Below are 23,360 nucleotides of genomic sequence, written 5' to 3'. Positions count from 1 at the left end.
GCCCAACCCGTTGACCCTGAAGCGAACGCCGTGGTACCCACATTTCAAAGTTGAAACGTGCCTCCGGGCACCTTTCAGGTGGGGACGTCAGGTGAGAGCGGCCGGTCGAGAGGGCTGGCAAGGGCGGGAAGGGGACATGGCGGCAAAGGCTTGGGCAACGACGGACAAGACGGACAAGAAGTCTGACGGCGAGATCTTCTTTCAGAATGACACCGTGTCGCTCTGTCTCTTGGTTCAGAGGCGCACGAAAGCGATGCGGGTGATCGATTTTCGCGCGGGGCCCACACCGGCCAAGCGCACCCTCGTTCTCTCGCTCGCGCGCCGCGAAGGCGTCGAAAAAGTCTACACGGTGGTCGAGCGCGACGAAGTGTCCACCTGGGTGAAGCTCGGTTTCACCAAAGAGGGAAACATCCCCGGCTTTTACAAGCGGAGCGACGCGTTCCTTCTCGGGTGCTCCGTCGAGCCGTCGCAGGCGCGCATCCCCGCGCAGAGCGAACGGCGCATCATCGCGCCCCGCACGCCGTCGTCCGATCCGGGATCGCTCGCGCGGGCCGTTCCGCGTTCGAGCATCGCCTCGCGTTCCTGGCTCGATCCCGACAGGCTCCCCGAGGACGAGGAGGTCGACGCGCCGGTCGACACCTCCGCGCTCGACTTTGCCGAGAAGACGCTGCTCCGTGCCAAGAAGCACGTGAAGGAGCTCGCCGAGCGCGCCTTGCCGACGGTGAAGCTCACCCCGATCCAAGAGGCGGCGACGCGAAAGCCACTGGCCGTGGCGCTTCGATCGGGGCGGGCGCTCACCGCGTTCGAAGCCTTCGGACGTGGCGTCGAGCGAACGTACTTCGCCTTCACGGCACGTGGCGGATTCGAGCTCCTGGCGTCGGTGGAGTCGCAGCCGTGCTTCGGCAACGCCTTCGTGGAGATCCTCACCGCGCCCCGGAGCGAGGGCGAGAGGGTGTGCACGGCCATCGCGTTGAAGGGTCTGTGCGAGCGCCTTCTTGCGGACGGGACCGTTGGCTGCTTCGCCCTCGCCCCGAGCGACGATGCGGGGCTGGCGACGGCCTTTGTCTACAATGGCTTCCGCCGAACGGGCGTCCTGCAGAACCACCTGGTGGTTGGTCGAGAGCGCAAGGACGCCATCGTTTTCGCTCGGAAGCTGGCGAATCCCAGCGGCGAGTGACGTTTCACGTCGAACCTGGGGCCAACCCGGCTATGCTCCGGGCCACCCGATGCGGTTCGAAATCACACACGAATTCGAGGCCCCGCTCGATGCGCTCGAGCTAGCGATTCTGTCGCCGAACCTGATCGACAAGGTCGCGAAGGGGCTACCCAACGTCGAGCGCGTGAAGCAAACGTCCCACAGCTTCGAGAACCGGGTGCTGGAGCGCATCTGGAACTACAAGCCCAACGTCAAGGTGCCGGCCTTTGCTCAGCCGTACGTGACGTTGGACATGCTGGCGTGGGACGAGCGGTCGACCTACTCGATCGACACGCATTCGTCCAAATGGGTCATCACGCCGAGCACCAAGCCGGAGTGGCACAAATACTTTCGCGCATCGGGAACGTACTCCCTCGTCTCCGGCGGCAATGGCGTCACGAGCCGCGTGGTCAAGGGCGAGGTCGACCTGAACGTCCCCCGCGTGATGAAGACCCTCGGCGAGCGGGTGATCGTGGCGGAGGTCAAAAAGACCTTCGACGCCGAGGCCGAGATCTTACGCGGTCTGGCTACGCTCGTGTAAGAGCGAGAGAGCACCATGCACTACCGTCTGACCGCGCTGGCGGTCCTCGTTTCGGCCCTTGGACTGTCCACCACGTCGAACGCGGGCGAGCCCATGCCCACGCGCGCGGATCGCTTGGCATCGCCCGGCCGCAATGCCGTGAGCGAGGATACGGCGGAGGCCATTGCGCGCAACCCGGCGAACCTCGCGTATTTGCCGTCGTGGGAGCTTCGCTGGACGGGCATCGGTTGCTTCGATGCGCCCCAACGCGTCGGTTGCGGGCACGCGGTGGGGGCGGCCACGCCGCTGCTCCTCGGCCTGAGCACCGGCCTGCGCGTGGACCACCTGCAGACGCCATGGCAGCTGGGCTTCCCGTACAACGGCGAGGACATGACGTGGGTGACGTGGGCGCTTGGCTACAAGCTGTCCGATTCGCTCGCGTTCGGCCTGAGCATTCAGCACTCGTATTCGGGCAATGCCTTCTTGAACGATCTGACAGGCCTCAGTGCCGGCGTGACGTATCGTCCGCTGCGCCAGCTGGGGATCGCCATCGTGGCGAACAACTTCAATGGGCCGGCCACCGCGCCGCTGGGGCCGAACCAGCAGCCGATTCTCGATGCGAACTACGTCTTCGGGGCGGCCTTGCGTCCCACCGGGCGTCGTGAATTCGAGCTCGGTTTCGAGATGCGCTATTTGGCCGGGAGCCAACAGTCCGACTCGAGCCAATGGATTCCGCGGGCCACTCTCGGCCTGGACATTCCGTACATCGGTCGCCTGCGCGGTGACGTGGAGGCGGCGCATCTCCCGTACGACGCGCGACGCGGCTTCGTGGCCAGCGCGGGCCTGGAGCTCGCGTACGGCCGCCTGACGGCGGGCGGCGGCGTTCTCTTGGGCAACGGACTTGGCAACTCGGACAGTGTGACGGGCTACGGCACCTTCGCCATCTCGGGCTACGGCACGCCGGGCATCCCACGGCTGGGATCGCGGTCGGTGTCCATTCGCCTGGAGAGCACCCCGGGCCCGCGCACGCACATCGCGCTGCTCCGCAAGCTCTGGAAAATCGCGGACGATCCCACGGTCGACGGTGTGGCCTTGGTGCTGCGCGCGGAGCCGGCCACGTCCTACGCGCACGCCGAAGAATTGGCCGACGCGGTGCGCGTGCTTCGCGCCCGCAAGAAGAAGGTGCTCTGCAGCTGGGAGGACAACGGCGCCAAGGCGCTTTACGTCTGCGCCAACGCCGATCGCACCGTGGTCAACCCGGCGGGCGGGCTTCGCTTTGCCGGATTGCGCACGCAGTACCTCTACATCAAGGGCATGCTCGACAAGCTGGGCATCCGCGCGGACATGCTTCGCGTGAGCGACCACAAGACGGCGCCCGAGATGTTCACCAACGAGCATCCGAGCGAAACGGCCGCGCACGATCACGCCGATCTGCTGAACCAGTACGCCGCGGTCTTCGAGAAGGACGTCGCCCTCGGTCGCAAGATGAGCGTGCCTGCCGTGCGCGATGCCATCGCCAAGGGCCCGTTCGTCGCCACCGAGGCGCGGGACGTCCACTTCGCCGACGGCTTTGCCTTCGACGACGAGCTCGATCGGGTGATGAGCGAGATGGTCGGCCACGCGACGAGCCTCAAGGAATGGGAAGAGGGGCCCAAGGCCGCCGAGTCCTTCGGCCCGCGCGGCAAAATCGGCCTCTTGCTCGTCGATGGCGACATGGTCGACGGCCGCTCCGAGACGATTCCACTGCTCGATACGAAGTTGGTGGGCTCGTACACGATTGCGGAGAACATCCAAAGCTTGAAGAACGACCCCACGGTGAGGGCCGTGGTGTTGCGCATCGAGACCGGCGGCGGCTCGTCGATGTCGGCCGATGTGATGTGGCGCGAGCTCGCGCAGCTGGCCAAGAAGAAGCCGCTCATCGTCTCCATGGGCTCCTCGGCCGCGAGCGGCGGCTATTACATCGCCACCGCGGGCAAAACGATTTACGCCCTGCCGCTCACCGTCACGGGTTCCATCGGCATCTTCTATGGCAAGGCCGACGTGAGCGAATTGCTCAAGAAGATCGGCGTGAACGTCGAGACGTACAAGTCCGCTCCGCGCGCAGACGCCGAATCGTTCTATCGCCCCTTCACCGACGACGAGCGCCGGGCGCTCGAGGTGAAGGTGCACCAGTTCTACGACAAGTTCCTCGAGCGCGTGGCCGAAGGCCGCCACATGACCAAGGCCGAAGTCGACGCCGTCGGACAAGGCCGCGTGTGGACCGGCCAGCAAGCCATTGCGCGCAAGCTCGTCGACAAGATGGGCGGCCTGCGCGAAGCCCTCGCCGAGGCCCGCGCCCTCGGCGGCCTACCCTACGATGCCCCCATCCGCGCGCTGCCGGCCCCCGACCCGTCGCTCTTCGAGCGCGCGCTCAAGTTGGCCGGCTTCGGGCGAGCCCAGTTGATGACCCTCGAGGGACTCCCCGTCCAAGTGCGCGACGTGGCCCGCGCGCTCGCCCCCATGGTCGTCTTCAAGGGCGACATCCCCATGGCGCGCATGGAGTGGGTCCCCGTCGAGGGCGAGGGCCACGACGAAGACTAGCGGGTGAACATCATCAGTGTGACCACGGCCGCCATTGCGACCACCACGCTGATGCCCATTCGCGATTTGAAATACCTCAGATCCATGTATCGGCCGGTGATGCAATCAACCTGCGTGCCAGCCCGGCGATGTCCTAACTACGCGAAATCCCGCGCCGGTGTACCGCGCGCGGGCCGGTACATTCGGTACAGTCTCGGTACGGATCATGCGGCGGTGACGCGCTTTTCCCAAGCCTTTCGCAACGCGGCCACGGTTGCCAGGACGGCGGGGCGTTCCTGGGAGGCCGCGCGCCAGGCGACGATCACGTGGCGGGCGGGCATGGGATCGATGGGCAAGATGATGACGCCCGAGGGGACGGAGATGCGCGCGAGTCGCGGGATGGCCGCGATGCAGAGCCCCGTGGCCACCAAGGTCAATTGCGTTTCGAACTCCTCCACCAGGAACGAGGGACGCAGGCCCGGCATGACGCGCATGAGCCATTCGTAGCAATTCGTGCTCGCCGTCGATGCCACCCATCGCTCTTCGGTTACCTGCGCGAGCTTGACCGGCCGTTTCCGTTGCGCGAGTGGGTGACTCGCCGGTACCACCAAGTCCGCATGATCGAGCCCCAACTCGGTGTGCTCCACGCCGGGCGGGAACGGAAACGGTACCTCGGGCCATTCGTCGACCAATGCGAGATCGACCTCGCCGCGCGCGAGCAAGTCGAGACTCTCGTGCGGATTGGACTCGAGCAGCTCCGTCTCGAGTTGCGGATGCTCTTTGGCCAGCCGCTTCAAGGCCTGGGGAAGCAGGGCGCGGCACCCCGTGGCAAACGATGCAATGGTCACCCGCCCCGAAACCGTCGTGTGGTGCGCGGCCAGCGCGGCCTCCGCGCGCTCCACCGCGGCGAGCACCAGCCCCGCGTGCTCGGCGAGGAGGCGGCCCGCATCGGTGAGGCGAAGCTTGCGGCCGTCCTTCTCGAACAGGTTCGTCCCCGTTTCCTGCTCCAACTTGGTGATGTGCTGCGACACCGCCGACGGTGTGCAGTGCAGCACGTCCGCCGCGGCAAACACGGTTCCGTACGTCGCGACCGCGGACAGGGCCCGAAGGCGTCCCAGTTCGATCATGCCAATCATTTAGCATTGCTAAATTAATTGCGTAGAAAGATTCGATGGTTCTTTACAGTGCCCAACCCCAATGTGAAGCGCATGATGCGTTCTCGGGACATTGCACTCGCCGTTCTGGTGATGGCGGTGTGGGGCTTCAACTTCATCGCCATCCACGTCGGACTCGGCCATTTTCCGCCGCTGCTTTTCTGCGCCCTTCGGTTCGGGCTCTCGGCCATTCCGGCCCTCTTTTTCGTCGGCCGCCCGCAGGTTGCGTGGCGCTGGGTCTTTGCCGTCGCGCTCGCCCTCGGCGTGGTGAAGTTCTCGCTGCTCTTCGCCGGAATGGCGGCGGGCATGCCTGCCGGTCTCTCGGCGCTGGTGCTGCAGAGCCAAGCGTTCTTCACGATGATCTTCGCCGTCTTGCTCCTGCGCGAGCGGCTCTCCACGCGTCAGGTCGCGGGCATGGTCATCGCGGCCCTGGGCATCGCCCTGGTGGCCGTGCGCCTCGGTCCGGATCGCCCTGCCCATGCCTTCGTGCTCTGCATCGCGGCCGCCGCGGCGTGGGGCGTGGCCAACATCGCCCTGCGCAAAGCTGCGGCCCCGGACATGCTGCGCTTCATGGTCTGGGTGAGCGCGGCTGCGGCGCCCGTGCTCGTGGTCCTCTCGCTTCTCGTCGAAGGCCCCGCCGCCGATCTCGCCGCGCTCCAGTCGATCGACGTCGCCGGTGTCGGCGCGCTCGTCTACATCGCCTTCGTGTCGACGTTGTTCGGGTTCGGCGTTTGGGGCTCGCTCATCCGCCAATACGGCGCCTCCACCGTGGCCCCGTTCTCGATGCTCGTGCCCTTCTTCGCCATGGGCTCGGGCGCCCTCGTTCTGGGCGAGTCGCTCCATGCCACGGACATCCTTGGTGGCGCCACGGTTCTATTCGGTGTGCTTTTCGGCACCCTCCCCCGCAGGGGGAGGGCCGGGGAGGGGGGGCCCATCCATCAGGCCGCGCGCAGCGTGTGAATCACCACGGCCGGGGCCACACCGATGCGGATCGGCGGGCCCGTCGTCCCCAACCCCGGGTGCACGTAAAGGGTCGCCCGACCCTTGCGGTAAATGCCCAGGTGAAAGTGGTGTGTCAGGTGCGACAGCGAAAGCACGCGCGCGAGAAACGGCACCGCGATCTGCCCGCCGTGCGTGTGCCCGCTCAAGGTCAAATCCACATTGGCCTTGGCGGCGTGCAGAAACTTCTCCGGATCGTGCGCCAGCAGAATGCTCGGCACACCGGCGGGTCGCCCCTGCAGCGCTTTGAACATGTCATCGCGCCGTGTCCACGTGTCATCGATGGCCGCGAGGTAAATGCTCTTCCCATTGCGTGACAGCACGCGCCCTTCGTTGCGCAGTACCTGGGCACCCCCCGCGTTCAGCATCGAGATGAGCGGCTCGCCCTCGCCGAAGTAATCGTGGTTGCCCATCGACACGTACACACCGAGCGGCGCACGCAGTCCGCTCACCACGGCGGCGATGTCCTCGTGGAAGTCCACGCCGCTGGTGACCATGTCGCCCGTGATGACCGCCACGTCGGCACCTTGCTCGTTGGCCGCCCGCACCCAGCGATCGCCCCACGACTTCGGCGTGATGGCCCCGATGTGCAGGTCCGACAGGTGCGCAATGCGCAGCCCGTCCAGCGCCGGATCGAGTCCCTCGATCGGGATGGTCACGTGCTTCACCACGAACCAACGGCGCCGAACGAGGATGCCATACCCCGCCACGACCAGCCCCGTCAGGTACACGGCCATGTAAAACGTCCTCGGCACGCCGAGCCACGGAATGGTGAGCGTGGCCACGATCGACGGGATGATCGCGAAAATCGCCGCGCACCAATGGACGAAGAACGGAATGTCCACCAGGCGCAAGAACGTCGTCGAGCGGCGCCGATCCGTCAGCCCCGCGCCCGAGCGCCCGACGAACAGGGCGACGCCGCCCGCCGCGAGCAGTACGCCGAGCACCCACGGGGCGGGCGCGCCGAGGCGCCGAAACATCTCGGCGAACGCGGCGGCCACCGGCACGTGCGCAACCGCCGTGACCGTGATGAGCACGCGCAAAAAGGTCCCCATGCGTGGCCGTTTTCCTATCGCGCGTTGAGCGCGCTTTGCGGGCGGAAGCGACGGGGCCGAGGGGCGGCCGGAGGTGGGGGGAAGGGAAGGCCGGCTTGCTTCGGGTGCATGCGGCACCTGGGTCGTATCGGTCGTTTGCATGTAGTTTGAGCGGTTGTCGGATCAGGCCTCGAGAAGCTTGAGGAGCGTCTCTCGATTCGTCATCCCGACGTACTGTCGCTTTTTCGCCCCGCTCTCGAACACGATCACCGTGGGAACTCCGCGGATGCCGTAGCGCTTGGCGATTTCGGGGCAATCGTCGATGTCGACCTTCGCCACTTTGTACCGTCCGACGTTCTCATCTGCGATCTCGGCCACCATCGCCCCGATGGTGATGCACGGCTGGCACCACGTCGCGGTGAAGTCGACCAACACGGGAAGCTCGGCCTCGAGCACTTCGCGATCGAAGGTCGCGTCCGTCAGTTCGATCACGTTCTCCCCGGCCATGGCGAGCTTCAATCTACCGCGCGAAGGCCACCTTGTCAGCGCGCGCCCGCGTCCTTCTGTGCAGGCGCAGCCTTCGTACCAGTGGTGGCATTCGCGACATTGGAGCCGGCGCGTGAGAGATCCAGTGCACGCTCGATCAAGCGGCGTGCGTCGTCCGTCGCGATGCGCGTGCGTGCTGACACGCGAGTCCCGTTCGCTTCCACCGTGAGCCCTTGGAGAACGCCGCCGAGTCCGATGAGGCGCACGCGCACGTCGGCGGCCCATTCGTCACGCTTCTTGGTGATGAGATCGCGGACCTCGGTGCAGGCCTGTGGGGTATCGCAGCGCAGCTCGGCGGCGAAATCGAGCACGCTGGGAGAGCTCATCGTAACCGCCATGCCCGCGGCCTCCACCCCGAGCACCCCGAGCATCGCCGTGTTGGGGACCTCGCCGCTCATCTCACGCTTGAGCCGGTCGCGCAGTTTGAGGGGAAGAAGCGCCGTCAACAGCACAGCAGGTTTGCCGGCGCCACCGCCGGAAGCTTCCAGCGTCTTGCGCAGATCCATGTGCCGCGCGTTGGTTTCCACGCGCGGTTTCTTGCGCGCCCACGCATCCATCATGGCGGAGAGCCAGGGCTCGCGCGCGAGCAAAAAGGGCCCCGAATCGCGCACGGCGAGCTTGCCATAGACGCCGCCCAAAATGCCCGTGTCCTCGGCGAGGACGAACCCCGCAGCCTTGCGCGTGCCCAAGTTGGCGCCGCGCGCGTGCATCAGTGTGCGCGCGCACGTGAGCAGCTCCTCCTGCGTGAGCGGCCCCGCGCTCGCGATGCCGAAATCGCCCGAGCCTTCGGCTTCGGGCAGCGCGACGGCGAGGGTATCGAGCCGCTCGATGGGATCGAACCCACACTGACTCTGCAGATCTTTGCCCATACCTGTTGCGCCGAGCGCTTTGAGCGGCTCGACCAGCGGCGAATGCCGCAGCGGCGCCACGTCGATGGTCGCGAGCAGAAACGTATCCGCAGGGATCGCCGCGAGCACGCGTGCACCGGCAGGCTCCGATGCGTTGCGATCTTTCTCCATGAAGTACAGCGCCGCGACCGTCCCGAGAACGGCCAGCACCAGGACGATGGCGTTTTTCTGCCGAGTGGTCACAGTGAGAATGTCGTACTACGCAAATCGGAGGGGATGGGGATGCTCTTTTTGCTCGGCATCATCGCGCTTGCCGCCGTCGTGGGTGCCGTCATCGCCGTGGTCGTCCTCGCCGGCCGCCAGGCCAAGGAGGAGCAGACGCCCGAGAGCGAGCCCACCGACTTCGTCGCCCCCAGCTCCGACGGCCGTTTCACGTGGCGTCAGGTCGACGAGAGCACCGCCGAGTTCAAGGCCCGCGCCGCCCGCGAACGCGGGCAAAGCAAATAGCCGTCTACACTTCCTCGGGATCGCCTTGCCGGCGCCCACCGCTCGCCCGGCGCCCCTCGGGCCGCGGGGGCATCTCCCGCCGATCGCCACCCGTGCGCCGATCACCAGGCGTGCGTCGTTCTTTCGATTGCGGTGGGGTCTTGCGTGACGGGGTAGGGGCTCGCGGCTTCATGCGCACCATCGATCCCGTGGCCACGAGAAATGGCCAAGTTTTCGGCGAGGCGTATCACCCCTTGCGTGGTTTGCGGCTCCACCAGGAGGATTCGAGCCACTCGGCGGCGTAGCGCACGAGCTCGCGCGGGGTCAGTTCGTCGCGGGCGAGCAGGGTCTCGGCGTACTGCCCCCACGTGGCGTCGGGGCGGCGGGCGCGGACCCGGGTGTGCGTCGCATAGACGCGCCCGAGCAAGGTGGCGCGGTGCTCGCGCCCCAACGCCGGCACGGAGATGGGCTTGAGGCGCACGAGGCGGCGTCGCAGCATGGTCGCGTCCTCCGCATCGAGCACGGTGCTCTGGGCGGACACCTCGTCGAGCAGCTCCTGCGATTCGTTGCGCAGTTGATCGAGCACGTCGGGCGTAATGGCCATGACCACGCACGCGCGCGGGAGCGTGCCGCCGCAGTAGAACGACAGCGAGCGCAGGGCGGTGCGTCGCTCGGAGCGTGAAATGCCCATTTTGTAGAGGTTTTCCGCCTCGTCGATGAGCACCACTGGGCCTGCACAGCCCTCGAGCCGCTCGAGCAACTCGACCCACACGAGCAAGCGCCCGTAGGCATCCTGGCGGTAGTTGGCGCCGCCCGGTTTGTCCACCAAGTCGGCCGCGCCGAGGAAGGCTTCCAGCGCTGCACCCCGCGCCTTGGCGCCCTTCGCCCGCGCAAGCGCCCGCTGCGCGGTCGTGCCGGTGTCGCCCTGCAGTTCGGCAATCGCCTCGAGCGCCCCCGTGAGCCGTTCGAGCGTCTGCGGATCACGCGTCCACGCCGTCAACCGGTCGACGGCGGCCGCTCGCCGTTTGCCTGGCAAAATGGACGTCTCGAGCACCCGCCGCAAATGACGCTGCGGATTGCCCAGGTCCGTATCGAGCCGTTCGAGCGAGAGCCGGAACACCGGCCGTTTCTCGGCGAGCGCGCGCGCCGCCAAGTGCAGCAGAAGATGCGTCTTGCCCGAACCATACTCGCCCGTCAAAAGCGCGAACACCGAGCTATCCATCAACGAGTGCTCGAAGAGCTGATCGATCGTCCGATCGATGCTCTCCTGCCCGACGCTCATCGACAGGATCGATTCCACCGGTGGCAACCCGTGGCATGCGCGGATGATCCCGCGAAGCTCGGCGTCGTGCGAAGGATCGGGTGGTGCGGGCGTGGGCGGTGTGTCGATGTCGAACGACGCCGGCATCATCAAGTCGATGAGCGGGCGATGCGGCGGTGTGAGCAGCGGCGATCCCGGCAGCGCGGCCACGCGCGTGGCCAGTGGCTTGAGCGACGCGAGCGATCGCGTGCCTTGAAACAACGCCGTGGTGCCGATGAGAACGATGCGCGTCGCGTACAGGCCATGGCCGCCGTCGGCGTTGTCGACGAGCTCGCGGAGCACGGTGTAGGCCGTCTCGCGGCGCGCCGGCGGGAGCCGCAGCAGCGTTTCGCCGTTGCGGAAGACCAGCAAGGTGCCCCGATGCCCGAGCACCCGCATCAAGTGGGTGACCTGCGCGAGGGCCCGCTTGGCCGTGCGCTCGGTGAGGGCGGACATGGCCAGCGGCGAATCTTCGGCGCGCGCGAGCTCCGTGCCCTCGAGCCACGCGAGCAGCCGCTTCTTCTGCGTGCGGGATGGCTGCGACGCGGCGGCCACGTAGGCCCGTGCGAGCGCGACCAGATCGCCCACCGCGCCCGTGACCTCGACGCCCTCGTCGAACAGGGCCAGCGCCTTGCGCCCGTTGCGTGACGCAAACGCGTCGAGCAACTCCAGCACCCCGCGCCCGCGTCCCGTGCGTGGACCTGGCACCCGAAGTGCGAGCAACACCGCGCGCACCAGCGCGCCCATCGACTCGAAGCTTCGTTCCGTCGCCACCCCGATCTGAGCGGTGACGAATCCCTGCGCAAGCGCCCTCTCTTCGACCTCGTCCGCATACCCGCTCGCGACGGATTCCCCCTCCGCGCGCACAAACACGACCTCCGCCGTTTGCGCTACCGCCAAATCTTCGAGCGCTTGCTCGGACGAGCGGAGGAGCTGCTCACGCCAAACCGCCCCGACGGGCGCATTCCGCGTTGAGCTAGACATCGATACTCCCTCACCATCCACGCCCGCAGTCTATCCCACTCTCGGCGATCTCCGTGTCTATTTGGTCACCACGCCGTTCGTCGACAGGGCTAGTTTCTGCCACATGGTGCGATCCAGGCTGTCGATGAGGGCCAGAGCGTCCCTCACCGAGGGAAGGCCTACGACGCGGCGCAGCGGTTCGGGGTAGGGGGCGTAGGCTTCGGTCCGGAGGTCTTGAATCGCTGTGCGGGCGGCCTTGCCGTACCGTGCGCGGGCGTCGCCGACGACGCGGGGCTCGAGCCAGCTGGCCAACGTCCATGCGAGGGCGGCGTGCTCGGATTCGTCGCGGGCGATGGTCTTCATCGCGGCGCGGATGGTGTCATCCTTCGCCGTTTCGGCCTGCCGTGAGGAGATGAGCGCCAAGAACGTCTCGCGCACGCACCCTTCGACGGCATTTTCGATGGCCACGTCCTCGATGGGGCGAGGGGAGGGGCGCTCCAACTTCGGCACCGCGGTGCTCGCGCCATGCCGGCGGGCGAGCGATGCGGTCATCTGCGCGTGGCGCTCGTCGTCGCGGCCCGCGCGTTTGGCGGCGCGCACCAGTGCGGCGGGGGCGCGGTGGGATTCGAGATCGGTTGCCAGCAGGCGGAAGGCGAGGACCGAGGCTTCTTGCAGCTCGGAACGAAGGGCGAAGTATTCCCCGACTTCGCGTGCATTGACGAGATTTCCCGAATAGCCGGAGGGGCGTCGCATGAAGTCAGCCGAATAGATCCTTGAGCTTCTCCATGAAGGTTTTCCTCTGGGGTTGCACGTCTTCCCCTAGTTCCTTGGCGAGTTGTTCGAGAAGCTCGCGCTGCCGCTCGCTGAGGGAGGTCGGAACCTCGATTGTAACCTCTACGAGCTGATCGCCACGCCCGATTCCGCTCCGACGCGGCATTCCTTTTTGCTTGATGCGAAGGAGGCTCCCAGGTTGTGTGCCCTGGGGCACCCGCAGCTTCCCCTTGCCGTCCAGTGTGGGCACTTCCACTTCCCCGCCGAGGGCGGCCTGCGCAAAGGTGATGGGAACCTGGCATGCCACGTCGTCGCCCGCACGGCGGAAAAACGGGTGCGGTCGCACCACGATGATGATTTCCAGATCGCCGGGCGCGCGTTCGGGACGCGGGCGATTGCCGGCGCCGCTCACCAGACGGGTCTGCCCCGAATCGACACCGGGCGGAATGGTCACCACCAACGTGTGACTGTTCGACACCAAGCCGGTGCCTTTGCAGGTGCCGCAAGGGTGGGTGATCATTTTGCCGCTGCCGCGGCACCGCGAGCACGTGCGCTCGACGGCGATGGGTAAAATGCCCTGCTGAAAGCGCACGCGCCCGCGCCCGTTGCAGGCGGGGCACGTTTCGGGAACGTGTCCCGGTGCCGAAGCGGTGCCGCGGCAGTCGGTGCACGTGACCACGCGCTCGTACTGCAGGTTCTTCTCGCAGCCGAAGGCGGCTTCCTCGAAGGAGATTTCCAGCTCCCGCTTGATGTCGCCCTTGTCGCCACGGCCCACGCCAAAGACGCCGAGCAAATCGCCGAGCAGCCCGTCGACCGCGATGTCGCTGATGTCCACCACACCACCGGCGAACGGCCCGCTGGCCGAAAAGGGGGAGCCGGAGGCCTCGGCGTTGTGGCCGAATCGGTCGTAGAGGGTGCGCCGTTGCGGATCGGAAAGCACCTGGTAGCTGGCGGCGATTTCCTTGAAGCGGAGCGTGGCTTGCGGGTCGTCCGGGTTCTTGTCCGGGTGGTGTTGCGAGGCCAGCTTGCGAAATGCCGCCTTGATCTCGTCGGCGGACGCGCTTCGCTCGATGCCAAGTACCTCGTAGTGATCCCTCTGAACCTGCGCCATGAGCCCGACTTGACTAGCATAGACATGGGCGGCGCATAAGCGACCCCGCCAGCCGGACAGCCCGTCCGGCGGGGTGACAGGTGGGGCCGGGGGCCTTGCGGGCTCGGCTCTTGCGCGTCTTGCGGATTGCGCGGCCAAACGGCAAGCTGGTATCCGCAAGTTCCCGATGTCGTTCGTTTCCAACGGTTCCAAGCCCGTTCACCCGCGTCTTTCCCCCGTCGAGCAGAGCGCGCTCTTGGGGCGCGTTCTCGAACAGTGCGCGCACATCCCCGGTCAGGAGCCGGCGCCCGTGGTCGTCTTCGACCTGGACGGCACCCTGATGGACAATCGCCCGCGCACCTGCGCGATTTTGCGGGAGCTGGGCGAGCTTTGGAGCACCCGCGAGGCGGAATTGGCCGAGTTTGCATCGGCAGTTCGCAACGCCAACCCGAGCTCGCTGGCGTACATGATGACGGAGACCCTCGGCCTTCTCGGGGTGACCCGCGACGATTTGGTCTTGGAGGCCCAGGAATACTGGCGAGCTCGCTTTTTCGCCGACGAGCACCTGGTGCACGACATCGCGTTGGCGGGGGCCGTGACCTTTGCCAAAGACTGTTACGACGCCGGGGCCACCCTGGTGTACCTCACGGGCCGCGATCTGCCGCTCATGGGGCTCGGTACCTTCCGCAGCCTGCGCGATCTCGGGTTCCCCATCGGTGTGGCCGGGACGCAGGTGGTGCTCAAGCCCGAGTTTTCCATGCCGGACGAGGCCTTCAAGCGCGATGTGGCGCCCACGCTTTTGCGCGTAGGGCGGGTCATCGCGTCGTTCGACAACGAGCCGGGCAACTGCAACGTCTTCAAAGAGGCCTACCCGGATTGCGAGAGTGTCCTGGTCGACACCCAACACATGCCGCACGCACCGCCGCTCGGGCCGGGGGTGCGCGTGATCGCCGACTTCGTCCGATGAAGCGAGGGACGCTCGCTCTGCTCCTGCTCGCGATGTTCGCGATGGAGCTGGCGGCGTGCCGCAACAATCCGGCCCCCGAGCCGCGCGATCCGCCGGACACGCCGGCAAGCCCGCAGGCCAACGCGGTTCCTGCACCGCTGGCCGTCGCGCCCACCGCGAGCGCCAGTGCCGCGCCGCCGCTCGATGCGGGGCCGCCCGCGCAGCCTCTGCGACCCGATCAACCCATGACGGCGGATTCCCTGCCGACCAAGGATTCGAGCGGCTACACCATGGCGGCCACGTTGCACTCCGCCGAGCAGCCGCCGCCGCCGCGGGGGCCCGAGTATCCGGCGCAGGCCGTCGATACCGCGCGCAAAAAGACCGAGCCGCGCCTCACCTTGGACCTGGGCGCGTCGCGCCTTCGCATGTCCATCGCGAGCCACGGCTTCGTATTGCCCATGGGCACCGAGCTTCGGGCGCGCGTCGATCGCTACGGGCACGTCGTCCTCACCCCCGACGGGACGAGTTACCGCATCGCCTCCCCCGGCGCTTTGCATGCGCTGATCGGCGAGCGTCGCTTCGACGTGGCGCCGGTCTCGCCCGCCGATGTGAACAGCGTCGGCGAGGGCACGCGCAGGCTCGGCTATCGCACCCGCAAGGTCGACGTCGTCAACCGCGCGGCGCACGCCACCTTCGAGATCGCGCGCGTGGCCGACGCCGGCGACTCGGGCATCCTCATCTGCCGCGCCTTGCTCGACATGATGAACGCGCCGTCGTCCACGCCCCTCTGCGGCCTCGACGAGGTGCCCATGTTCGCGGAGCTGCGCTGGACCACGCGCGGCGCACTCGTCTTCACCGCGACGACCATCGTGCGGCGCCTCGATCTTTCCGCCACCGCCCTTTTGATGCCGCCGCCGACGGCCACCTTCGTGACCGGCCCCTTGCCCGGCCAAGGCTCGGAGATCCTGCTCACGGGCGCCGAACTTCACGCGCTCCGCGCTGGCGAGCACCTTCCCGAGGACCGTCCGGCGCTCACGCTCTTCAACTCCAGCGACGTCCTGCAGTTCGCATGGCTCGACGGCATTCCTGTCGCCTGGGTTGCACCGGGCAGCCGCCTCGAGATCCCGTCCCTCGCCAAAGGCCGCGGCGCTGTCGAGTGGCGCACCTTCCTCGGCGACGTCGTCGATCCCCCCCGCCCGGTCACGCTCCCCGGTTTGAGCGAGCCGGGGGGAACCGACGCTTCCGTGCCCTAAAACCAGGGAGAGCAGTTGCCAACGGCGCAGGCGCGATCCATAGTCCGCCTGTCGAAAAACGGCAGGCCGGTTCTAGGTGAGCCCCGGTCACTCCCATGGTGGGAGCACTTTACCCCCCGTCACGAAGTTTTGGACGGGTGAGGTACCTCGGCGCTGGGACACGTGTGTGTTCCGCCCGGAGTTTTTCCCGCCATGCAACTGAATCACGCCGATCTGCAGGTCTCCAACGTCCCCGAAACCGCGGCCTTTTTGGAGCGGCACTTCGACTTCGAGATCCAAACCAACCGCAACTCGGCCGCGGTCATCGTCCTCTCGGATCGCCGCGGCTTCGTCCTCGTTTTGCAGCGCAAGAAGGACGACGCCGAGACGTACCCCGCCGGCTTCCACATTGGCTTTCGCGTCGACGACGTCGCCATCGTGCTCGAAAAGCGCACGCACTTGCTCGAGAGCGGCGTCGAGCACGTGGGCGACATCCTCGAGAACAACCGCGGCGTCATGTTCTACTTCCACCTGCCCGGCGACATTCTCTGCGAGGTGAGTTGCCCGAAGCCGCTCCCTGTGGCTCCCTCCAGGGCATGACCCTCCCCTCGCATCCCTCGCAGTGCTCGGCGGCGCTGGACGTCTTGCGTCATGCCTCGCAGGTGACGATTCACACCGTGGGCTTCGTCGCGCAACGACTCCCGGAAATGAGCGCCTACGAGGAGGTGCGCGGCCTAGGCGCCGCCGCCCGCGAGGATTTGCATCAACTGCTCCGCGATGGCTCGCCCAGTGGGCGGGTCTTCGCGGCGCTTCTGCTCGAGGCCATCGATCCCGAAGAAGGACGCGCCGCATGGATGTCCCTTCGAAACGATGGAGAATTCACCGCCGTCCATTGCGGAGGCTGCATGCCTCATTATCCTACGACGGTCGGCGCATTTGCGTCGGCCGTCTTGGACGCGGGGGGCGCGGAATCGGCCATGGCCGTGGGTGGCGTTCCCCCGTGGAGCATTAGCCCTGATTAGCGGTGGGCGCGAAGTCGCGCGCATCGTGTGAATTCCGCGAAAGGTGAAGAGCCATGACCACGAAGATTCACCGCAACCCGGACACCATCTACAAGCCGGTGGGCAACTACAGCCACGCCGTCGAGGTGCAAGGGCCGAATCGCACGCTTTACATCAGTGGAACCGTTCCCGAACTGCCGAGCGGCGAAGTGCCGCGGGACTTCGAGGGTCAGTGCGAGGCCACCTGGAACAACATTCTGGAGATCCTCAAGTCCGCGGGCATGGGCCCCGAGCATCTCGTCAAGGTCAACACGTACCTCACGAGCCGCGATCAGGCGGATGCCAACAGCCGCATCCGCCGCCGCATCCTCGGTGACGCGCGCCCCGCCTTGAAGGTCATCGTCACGCAGACCATCGAATCCGATTGGCTGCTGGAAATCGAAGGCATCGCCGTCGCGCCGCTCTAGCGCCGCGCGCATTCTCAGCGCTGTAAAGACAGGAAGAAATTCACAGGAAGACGGGAAGACGGGAAGGAAGAGAGAGGCGTTTTTGAGGTTTCCAACGCGTCCCGCGGGTCGATCGGAATCCAAAAACTTCCCGTCTTCCCGTGAATTCTCTCTAAGCAGCCGCTGATTCGAGCGGTCCTATTTGTAATCGTCCCGTGAGAACCGGACGTCGCCGAGACCCGATTGGCGCATGTGCGTTGCCAGTGCGTCGACGGCAATCTCGACGACGTCGAACCGCGTGGTGGGGGCGAAAAACTCGTCTTCCTCCACCTCGGGAAGGATCGCGAGCCGTTCGTCGAGGGCATCGCGCTCGCCGGGGTCCGTCTCGAGGTGCGCGTTCCATCCCGGGGCCTGCTCGCCGAGCAGCGCCTCGCGGACCATGCCGATCGGATTGAATGTAAGATACACGCGTGTCATGAGCACGCGCCACGCATCGTGCTCTCCTTCGGCGTCCCAAATGCCGTGGTGGACGCGGCGGATCACCTCGCCCAGGTAGGCGCCCAGGGCGGCCTGGAGCAGGTCGAGGCTTTCGGGCTTCTGCGCCACCTCGGGCTGGGCGTCGCGGATGTACTGATCGAGCAGGCTCAGCGTGTCGGGCGAAAAATCGAGTGGCACGCCATATTTCGAGGTGACGAATCGAACGCAGGCAGCGCAAAGTTCCGCCACGTTCGCGGGCATGGGCTCCAACTCCGGCTCCGGGGGCGGAGGATCCGTGGGGGCCGTATCGCCGGATTCATCGTCCACCTGGGCGTGATCGACAAGGGTATCCCGCTCGGGAACCCCGTTCAGAAAGCTATCGTCCCCGCTGCCATTGCTACCCGGGGAGCGCCCCAACTTCTCGTCACCCACGCCAACCTCCTCGTTTACCCAGTCTTTTGCACCGTCGAGCTCTTATCCAGCTCTTTAGGTGCATTTTCCACGAAGCAGCTTTAGTCTTTCCATCGACGATGCGCATCGGGATCTTCAGCGACGTACACGCAAACCATGAAGCGCTGAGCGCTGTTCTCGAGGCCTACCGTCGGGAAAGCATCGACGCTTACTACTGCCTCGGCGACACGGTCGGCTACGGCGGCTCCCCCAACGAATGCGCCGACCTGGTGCGCGAGGTGGCCAAGGTTACCATCCTTGGCAACCACGACGCCGCCGTTTCGGGCCGTATGGATTACTCGTACTACTACGAGGCCGCCCGCCACGCACTCGATGCGCACGCCGCCATGCTCTCGGCCGAGAACATGTCGTGGCTCAAATCGCTGCCCTACGAGCACCGGCTCGAGGCCATCAACGTGCTGCTCTGCCACGGCTCGCCGGTTCGGCTCGAGGAGTTCGAGTACATCTTCGCGCCCGAGCAAGCGCGCGAGTGCCTCGGCATCTACGACAAGATTGGGCATTTGACCCTCATCGGTCACTCGCACCTCTGCAAGGTCTTCGCGCTCACGCGCAACTCGGTGGAAGAGCTCTCGCCCATCGACTTCGAGCTCGAGCCCGACCGCAAGTACATCGTGTCCGTCGGCTCCGTGGGCCAGCCGCGCGATGGAGACAACCGCGCGAGCTACACCGTGTTCGACACGAAGGACAAGCGCTTCGAGTTCAAGCGCATCGAGTACGACATCGAGCTCGCCGTCGACAAAGTCCTGCGTGCCCGCCTCGATCCGAACTTCGCCCGCCGTCTTCCGATGGGAGTATGAGGCGGGGGAGTCTGAGCTAAAAAACGTCCCTCACGAAGGTCGTTACCTCGACGTGCACCGCATACGCGCGCGGGGCGCTGCCGATCGTACCTTCCACGACGAAGTGCGCCCCGCCGCCACGGCGTCGTTCGAGCTGCGTGACGCGCGCCTTCAGCGACGCACGCACGGGCGGCACCACGATGGCGATGCCACCCGGGATCTCCAACTGGAGCCGCTCGACCTTTGCGTCGCCGGGTAGGTCGCGGGCCATCGAGAGCTCGAAGCCGATGTGCGGGCGTGCGCCGGGTGAGACCGAATGCGGAACGGCGCCGAGCTCCTGAAGCGAGCCCACGCGCCACCGAACCTGGCCCATCTCGCGGGTGAGGACGATCCCGCGGTCCACGTCGAGCGACAGATCGGTCACGGCCTGGGGCGGATCGGCCGTGCCCTCGGCGCCGTGAATCGTCAGGGTGCCCTTGGGCGCTGGCAGCGCAGGTGCCGGTGAAGCGGAAGCACCGGCGAGCATCGTCTTCCAGCGTGAGGCGGTGCGCGCGCACGTGCGGCGATCGGCCTCGCCGCATTTCTTCTCGTCGCCGCTCGCGAGCGCTTCGCACGCGCCGCGCTTGGCCGGCGTCTCACCGGCGCAGAGCTGAACATCGCGCGCGGCGATGGCCACGCACGTGGCATCCCGGCCGCGGGAGCGATCGCCTCCAACGTCGAGCGGGCAAGCGTCGGGCGTTCCGGCGGCCATGGCCACGAAGGCCTCGCACCGCATGCGCAGCGAACTTGCCTCGATGGGGGCACACCGGCGCGCATCCCGCGTCTTGGTGGCTTCGAGCAGCCGGCAGGCATCGCGCGCGAACATGTCGTAACCCATGCCGAGCAGCGCATCGCCCAACACCGGATCCACCGCCGCTGCCCGCTCGGCGACGCACGCATCGAGCTGGGTGAAGCGCTCGAGATCGCCCTTTAGGTCCCCCGCGTTGGGAGGAGGCTCCTCGGGCGCGACGAAGGCCGCGGCGTCCTTGCCGAGGATGCGGGCAATTCGCTCCGGGGAAACGGGGTCGGCGGCGCCAGAAGGTGTTTCTTGGTGCGGCGGGCGCTCCCTTTTGTCACAGCCCGAGGCGATCGCGACGGCCGGGATCACCATTGGCAGAACAAATCGACGCATCCACGCTAGAGTGGCCCGGCTCTCATGGTTTTGCGTAAGCTTTTCGTTCTCGGCGTCGTGTTGGCCGCCGTTCCTGCCCTGGCGTGCGCCACGCGCGAATGGGCGCATGCCACGCCGCTGAACCAGGACGGCACCTCGCCGCCGCCGCCCCCGCCGCCGCCGCCCTCGGGAGAGGTCACGCCGCCGCCCTTCATCGGCCCCACGGCGGACGCCATTTGTGGCGACAATTGGAAGTGGGACGGCATTCGTTGCCGCGAGATGGAAACCGCGTCGAACGACGAGGCTCTGGCCGCCGGCGGCAGCGGCCCCGGGACGAAAAAGGCGTCGTCGGCCGGTCGCTCCCTCGGTCCGAAGCTGCTCATGTCGGACATCAAGCCGGGCACGGGCAAGGAAGCGCAGCGCGGCGACACCGTGAAGGTGCACTACGTCGGCACCCTGCCCGACGGCACGGAGTTCGACAGCTCCCGCCGCCGCGACACGCCGCTCGAGTTTCAACTTGGCACCGGGGCCGTCATCAAGGGCTTCGACACCGCGGTCACCGGCATGAAGGTCGGCGGCCTGCGAAGGGTCACCGTTCCACCCGAACTGGGCTACGGCCGCCAGGGCTCCCCGCCGAAAATCCCCCCCAGCGCGACCCTCGTCTTCGAAATCGAGCTCGTCGACGTCGTTCGAGATTAGCCGCTAACGACGCACGCCCACGGCGACGTATTGGATATCGGCCTCCTTCAGGAGGTCGATCACCCGCACCGTGCGGCCGTGGACCGCGGCTTCGTGGGATTGCACCACCACGCGCCCGTGCGGATTTTTCGTGTGAAACTCCTCGGCGCGGGCGAGAATCTTGGCGTCGGTGAGGAGCGGTTCGCCTTGAACGAAGGTCACGCCATCGCGTCCGACGTAGACGTGCAGCGCGTCCGGATCGGCCGGCGTTTCGACCGAGGACGGTTTGCGTGGGCCATCGCACGCGATCAACGCGCACGCTGCGGCTGCGAGCACACGGCTCACGTGTGTTCGTTGGCCGGAGCGGTTGCGACGCTGCATCGGCCCACCTGTACCATGCGCGCGCACGGTTGGTTGGGCGGAGCGTAGCAGCTTGCCACAAGGCAGAGCCCGATAGCGCGGGAAAAAGAGCACTTTTGTGCTTGCACGCGCACTTGGGGGGTGCGCGGAACGTCGGTTGCTATTCAAGGAAGACGAGAGAAGGAGGTTCGCGTGAAGCGTGCCTATTTGATGGTCGTGGACCACGATGTCCCCGCGCGCGAGCGGCTTACGCGCTGGCTGCGTTCCTCTGGGTACGTCGTCTGTTCGGCCGCCAGCGCCGACGAGGCGCTCGAGTTGTTGTGCGCCGCCGGCCGTCTTCCCGACATGATTTTCGTGGCCGACGCCATCCCCGAAGCCACCGCGCTCTACCCCACCTTGATGCGAAGCGCCTCGCTCTCCAAAATCGCGTACCTGATCATCGCGGCCCGTGGACACGACTTCGCCGTTCTCCGTCCGGGCTCCAGCACCGAGCGCATCTTCGACCCGCGCAGCCTGACCCAATTGATCGACCGCATCGTCATCCCGACCCGCTTCGCCCCCATCTCCGAACGCCGCGCTCTCCGCGCGTAAGAGAGAGAGAATTCACAGGAAGACGGGAAGACGGGAAGGGTTTTTGGGGATTTCCAATCGGCCCACTGGGCGCATTGGAAACCTCAAAAAAAAGCGCTCCGCGCCCTCTGTGCCGTCAGTCCTTCCCGTCTTCCCGTCTTCCCGTCTTCCTGTGAATTTCTCTTCAGTGCGTGCTGTCGCGGCGTTGGCGTTGTTGGCGGGTGACGAGCATCGTCACGGTGGCGGCGACGAAGACGACGCAGAGGCCGAGGACGCGCCAGAGGGCCAGTTCGCGCAGGGGTCGATTGGGAACGAGGCCGAGGCTCAGGCGCGCCAAAAGGGACGCGCGCGGCTTGCCAGCAGGCTGCGCGGGTCTGCTCGCGCGGCCTTCCAGCGGCAATGGACTCGGTGCGGAGGGGCGGCTCACGGCGGTCTCGCGAAGGCGTTTTTCCAGCACGGAAACCTCGTCGAGGAGCTGGTTCACGTGCACCCGGTCGTGGACTTCTTGCAGCCGACGTAGCTTCAAGGTCAGCGTATGAAGCTCGTCCACCAACTCGTTGCTTGCTCGATGCGAACGCCCTAGCGCAAGATCGATCCCACCCAAGGTGGTGCGCAACGCGGCCAGCGTTTGCGACGCGCGTTCCGCCTGCTCGGCATGTTCATGGCGGCTTAGTTCGTCTGCGGCAGTGAGCGCTGCGCGAACGTGACGATGGACCTCGAGAGCGTTCATGACACTCGAAAAGAGAGCAGTGTCCGTGCCATGATCCCGCGTCGAAATCCGTCTTCCAGGGCAAGATGGGGCTGCCGTGCCTTGACGGAAGCGCGCCGCCCCCGTACTCGAAAGATCCGCCGTGTCATTGCGAATCGTCACCCTCAATATCTGGAATCGGATGGAGCCTTGGGACAAGCGGCTCATCACCATCCGCAACGAACTTGCCACGCTCGATGCAGACATCATCGGTCTGCAGGAGGTCGTGCAGATCAAACCGACGTCGGCCATGGGCGATGCAGAAGCCTCCACCGAGTTCGGTTTCGACCAAGCGCGCGCCATTGCGGAAGGGTTCGACTACGCCACCTGCTACGGCCGCAACGTCGAGAGCCCGTACCCCATGGGCAATGCCATCCTCTCGCGCTGGCCCATCCTTCGCACCATGGCCTTGCCCATCCCGCGCGTCGAGACCGACGAACATCGGTCTTTGCTCTTCGCCGAGATCAAATCGCCGTACGGTACGCTGCCTGTATTCTGCACGCATCTCAATTGGAAGCTGGACGAAGGCCACGTGCGTGAGGTGCAGGTCCGCTACATCACGGACCAGATTCGCGGTCTCGTCGCGCCCAACCAAAGCTTTCCGCCCATCTTGATGGGCGACTTCAACGCCGAGCCGGATTCGGACGAGATCCGCTTCCTGCGCGGCCGCACCTCCCTTGGAGGCACCAGCGTCTACTTCGCCGACGCCTTCGGAGTCGCGGGCGATGGGAGCGCGGGGGCGACGTTCGTGCGCTCCAATCCGTTCGCGGCGGTCGCCCGCGAGCCGGATCGGCGCATCGACTACATCTTCGTCCGCGGCCCCGACGAACAGGGACGCGGCGAGCCGCTCGAGGCGCGGGTCTGCTTCTGCGAGCCGCACGATGGCGTCTTCGCGAGCGATCACTTCGGGGTGACCACGACGCTGTCGACGTAAAGATCCCGCGAGACTTTACCTGCGTGCATCGCAGAGCTTGCGCGCTATGGTTGGCCTCGGTGTAAGTTTCTCACACCGGACCACCCCACCCGCGTCCCCGCGAGGT

At 66.4% G+C, this 23,360-nt stretch carries 25 protein-coding genes; 14 read left to right on the top strand and 11 right to left on the bottom strand.

Annotation, left to right across the window (positions count from 1 at the left end):
* Positions 1 to 136 precede the first annotated feature (136 nt).
* The 3 genes from LVJ94_44845 to sppA are packed head-to-tail and all read left to right on the top strand — an operon-like array spanning position 137 to position 4,295.
* Positions 137 to 1,177 carry a hypothetical protein gene (locus tag LVJ94_44845; protein WXB04023.1) on the top strand — a complete coding sequence of 347 codons (1,041 nt, stop codon included), beginning with the start codon at positions 137 to 139 and terminating at the stop codon, positions 1,175 to 1,177.
* Between the two features lie 49 nt (positions 1,178 to 1,226).
* The gene (locus LVJ94_44840) at positions 1,227 to 1,736 is read left to right on the top strand and encodes a DUF2505 domain-containing protein (protein ID WXB04022.1); all 510 of its coding nucleotides are present in this window, start codon (positions 1,227 to 1,229) and stop codon (positions 1,734 to 1,736) included.
* A 15-nt stretch (positions 1,737 to 1,751) separates the two neighbouring features.
* Entirely contained in the window at positions 1,752 to 4,295 is a 2,544-nt protein-coding gene (gene sppA / locus LVJ94_44835) for a signal peptide peptidase SppA (GenBank protein WXB04021.1), read from the top strand.
* Positions 4,296 to 4,498: 203 nt separating this feature from the next.
* On the opposite strand, the gene LVJ94_44830 is transcribed toward sppA, so the two are convergent.
* Positions 4,499 to 5,401: a LysR family transcriptional regulator gene (locus tag LVJ94_44830; protein ID WXB04020.1), complete on the bottom strand. Its 903-nt coding sequence runs from the start codon at positions 5,399 to 5,401 to the stop codon at positions 4,499 to 4,501.
* An 81-nt stretch (positions 5,402 to 5,482) separates the two neighbouring features.
* Between LVJ94_44830 and LVJ94_44825 the strand changes: the two genes are divergently transcribed.
* Entirely contained in the window at positions 5,483 to 6,388 is a 906-nt protein-coding gene (locus tag LVJ94_44825; GenBank protein ID WXB04019.1) for an EamA family transporter, read from the top strand.
* Here LVJ94_44825 and LVJ94_44820 read toward each other — a convergent pair.
* The 3 genes from LVJ94_44820 to LVJ94_44810 all read right to left on the bottom strand — a co-directional run bounded on the left by LVJ94_44820 (position 6,367) and on the right by LVJ94_44810 (position 9,098).
* Positions 6,367 to 7,482 carry a metallophosphoesterase gene (locus LVJ94_44820; GenBank protein WXB04018.1) on the bottom strand — a complete coding sequence of 372 codons (1,116 nt, stop codon included), beginning with the start codon at positions 7,480 to 7,482 and terminating at the stop codon, positions 6,367 to 6,369. The two genes, LVJ94_44825 and LVJ94_44820, sit on opposite strands and share 22 nt — an antisense overlap.
* A 162-nt stretch (positions 7,483 to 7,644) precedes the next feature.
* Positions 7,645 to 7,968, bottom strand: coding sequence for a thioredoxin family protein (locus LVJ94_44815; protein WXB04017.1), 324 nt, complete (start codon positions 7,966 to 7,968; stop codon positions 7,645 to 7,647).
* Positions 7,969 to 8,003: 35 nt separating this feature from the next.
* Entirely contained in the window at positions 8,004 to 9,098 is a 1,095-nt protein-coding gene (locus LVJ94_44810; protein ID WXB04016.1) for a hypothetical protein, read from the bottom strand.
* A gap of 33 nt (positions 9,099 to 9,131) precedes the next feature.
* Here LVJ94_44810 and LVJ94_44805 point away from each other — a divergent pair, with 33 nt between their 5' ends.
* Positions 9,132 to 9,362 carry a hypothetical protein gene (locus LVJ94_44805; protein WXB04015.1) on the top strand — a complete coding sequence of 77 codons (231 nt, stop codon included), beginning with the start codon at positions 9,132 to 9,134 and terminating at the stop codon, positions 9,360 to 9,362.
* Between the two features lie 226 nt (positions 9,363 to 9,588).
* On the opposite strand, the gene LVJ94_44800 is transcribed toward LVJ94_44805, so the two are convergent.
* Genes LVJ94_44800 through dnaJ form a run of 3 tightly spaced genes read right to left on the bottom strand, consistent with a single transcriptional unit; the run spans position 9,589 to position 13,486 of the window.
* A complete protein-coding gene (locus LVJ94_44800) occupies positions 9,589 to 11,625 on the bottom strand; it encodes a DUF2791 family P-loop domain-containing protein (GenBank protein ID WXB04014.1) in 2,037 nt (678 codons plus the stop codon).
* A 57-nt stretch (positions 11,626 to 11,682) separates the two neighbouring features.
* Positions 11,683 to 12,357: a hypothetical protein gene (locus tag LVJ94_44795; protein WXB04013.1), complete on the bottom strand. Its 675-nt coding sequence runs from the start codon at positions 12,355 to 12,357 to the stop codon at positions 11,683 to 11,685.
* 4 nt (positions 12,358 to 12,361) lie between these two features.
* Complete coding sequence (gene dnaJ, locus LVJ94_44790; protein ID WXB04012.1) at positions 12,362 to 13,486, bottom strand: molecular chaperone DnaJ; 1,125 nt, start codon at positions 13,484 to 13,486, stop codon at positions 12,362 to 12,364.
* Positions 13,487 to 13,652: 166 nt separating this feature from the next.
* Between dnaJ and LVJ94_44785 the strand changes: the two genes are divergently transcribed.
* The 5 genes from LVJ94_44785 (at position 13,653) to LVJ94_44765 (ending at position 17,111) form a co-directional block, all read left to right on the top strand.
* A complete protein-coding gene (locus LVJ94_44785; GenBank protein ID WXB04011.1) occupies positions 13,653 to 14,432 on the top strand; it encodes an HAD family hydrolase in 780 nt (259 codons plus the stop codon).
* Positions 14,429 to 15,664, top strand: coding sequence for a hypothetical protein (locus tag LVJ94_44780; GenBank protein WXB04010.1), 1,236 nt, complete (start codon positions 14,429 to 14,431; stop codon positions 15,662 to 15,664). Before LVJ94_44785 ends, LVJ94_44780 begins: the two co-directional genes overlap by 4 nt.
* Before the next feature lie 192 nt (positions 15,665 to 15,856).
* Positions 15,857 to 16,243 (top strand): VOC family protein, encoded by a 387-nt coding sequence (locus tag LVJ94_44775; protein ID WXB04009.1) that lies wholly within the window; start codon positions 15,857 to 15,859, stop codon positions 16,241 to 16,243.
* On the top strand, positions 16,240 to 16,665 hold the full coding sequence (locus LVJ94_44770; GenBank protein WXB04008.1) for a hypothetical protein: 426 nt from the start codon (positions 16,240 to 16,242) through the stop codon (positions 16,663 to 16,665). Before LVJ94_44775 ends, LVJ94_44770 begins: the two co-directional genes overlap by 4 nt.
* Positions 16,666 to 16,718: 53 nt before the next feature.
* A complete protein-coding gene (locus tag LVJ94_44765; GenBank protein WXB04007.1) occupies positions 16,719 to 17,111 on the top strand; it encodes a RidA family protein in 393 nt (130 codons plus the stop codon).
* A 177-nt stretch (positions 17,112 to 17,288) separates the two neighbouring features.
* Here the strand turns inward: LVJ94_44765 and LVJ94_44760 are convergent, their stop codons facing one another.
* Positions 17,289 to 17,999: a DUF6278 family protein gene (locus LVJ94_44760; GenBank protein ID WXB04006.1), complete on the bottom strand. Its 711-nt coding sequence runs from the start codon at positions 17,997 to 17,999 to the stop codon at positions 17,289 to 17,291.
* A 98-nt stretch (positions 18,000 to 18,097) separates the two neighbouring features.
* Between LVJ94_44760 and LVJ94_44755 the strand changes: the two genes are divergently transcribed.
* Positions 18,098 to 18,835: a metallophosphatase family protein gene (locus LVJ94_44755; protein ID WXB04005.1), complete on the top strand. Its 738-nt coding sequence runs from the start codon at positions 18,098 to 18,100 to the stop codon at positions 18,833 to 18,835.
* 16 nt (positions 18,836 to 18,851) lie between these two features.
* On the opposite strand, the gene LVJ94_44750 is transcribed toward LVJ94_44755, so the two are convergent.
* Positions 18,852 to 19,964 carry a hypothetical protein gene (locus LVJ94_44750; GenBank protein ID WXB04004.1) on the bottom strand — a complete coding sequence of 371 codons (1,113 nt, stop codon included), beginning with the start codon at positions 19,962 to 19,964 and terminating at the stop codon, positions 18,852 to 18,854.
* A gap of 381 nt (positions 19,965 to 20,345) precedes the next feature.
* On the opposite strand from LVJ94_44750, the gene LVJ94_44745 reads away from it, so the two are divergent.
* Positions 20,346 to 20,663, top strand: coding sequence for an FKBP-type peptidyl-prolyl cis-trans isomerase (locus LVJ94_44745; GenBank protein ID WXB10805.1), 318 nt, complete (start codon positions 20,346 to 20,348; stop codon positions 20,661 to 20,663).
* 3 nt (positions 20,664 to 20,666) lie between these two features.
* Here the strand turns inward: LVJ94_44745 and LVJ94_44740 are convergent, their stop codons facing one another.
* Positions 20,667 to 21,023 carry a biopolymer transporter ExbD gene (locus tag LVJ94_44740; protein ID WXB04003.1) on the bottom strand — a complete coding sequence of 119 codons (357 nt, stop codon included), beginning with the start codon at positions 21,021 to 21,023 and terminating at the stop codon, positions 20,667 to 20,669.
* A gap of 171 nt (positions 21,024 to 21,194) precedes the next feature.
* Here LVJ94_44740 and LVJ94_44735 point away from each other — a divergent pair, with 171 nt between their 5' ends.
* Positions 21,195 to 21,593: a response regulator gene (locus LVJ94_44735; protein ID WXB04002.1), complete on the top strand. Its 399-nt coding sequence runs from the start codon at positions 21,195 to 21,197 to the stop codon at positions 21,591 to 21,593.
* Between the two features lie 163 nt (positions 21,594 to 21,756).
* Here LVJ94_44735 and LVJ94_44730 read toward each other — a convergent pair whose 3' ends face one another.
* A complete protein-coding gene (locus LVJ94_44730; GenBank protein ID WXB04001.1) occupies positions 21,757 to 22,302 on the bottom strand; it encodes a hypothetical protein in 546 nt (181 codons plus the stop codon).
* A gap of 121 nt (positions 22,303 to 22,423) precedes the next feature.
* On the opposite strand from LVJ94_44730, the gene LVJ94_44725 reads away from it, so the two are divergent.
* Positions 22,424 to 23,254 carry an endonuclease/exonuclease/phosphatase family protein gene (locus LVJ94_44725; GenBank protein WXB04000.1) on the top strand — a complete coding sequence of 277 codons (831 nt, stop codon included), beginning with the start codon at positions 22,424 to 22,426 and terminating at the stop codon, positions 23,252 to 23,254.
* The last annotated feature ends 106 nt before the right edge of the window (positions 23,255 to 23,360 follow it).

The organism is Sorangiineae bacterium MSr11367 (assembly GCA_037157805.1).
Classification (GTDB): domain Bacteria; phylum Myxococcota_A; class Polyangia; order Polyangiales; family Polyangiaceae; genus Pendulispora; species Pendulispora rubella.
The sequence above is the reverse complement of the archived record's forward strand: the minus strand, read 5'-3'. Positions and strand labels throughout refer to the sequence as shown.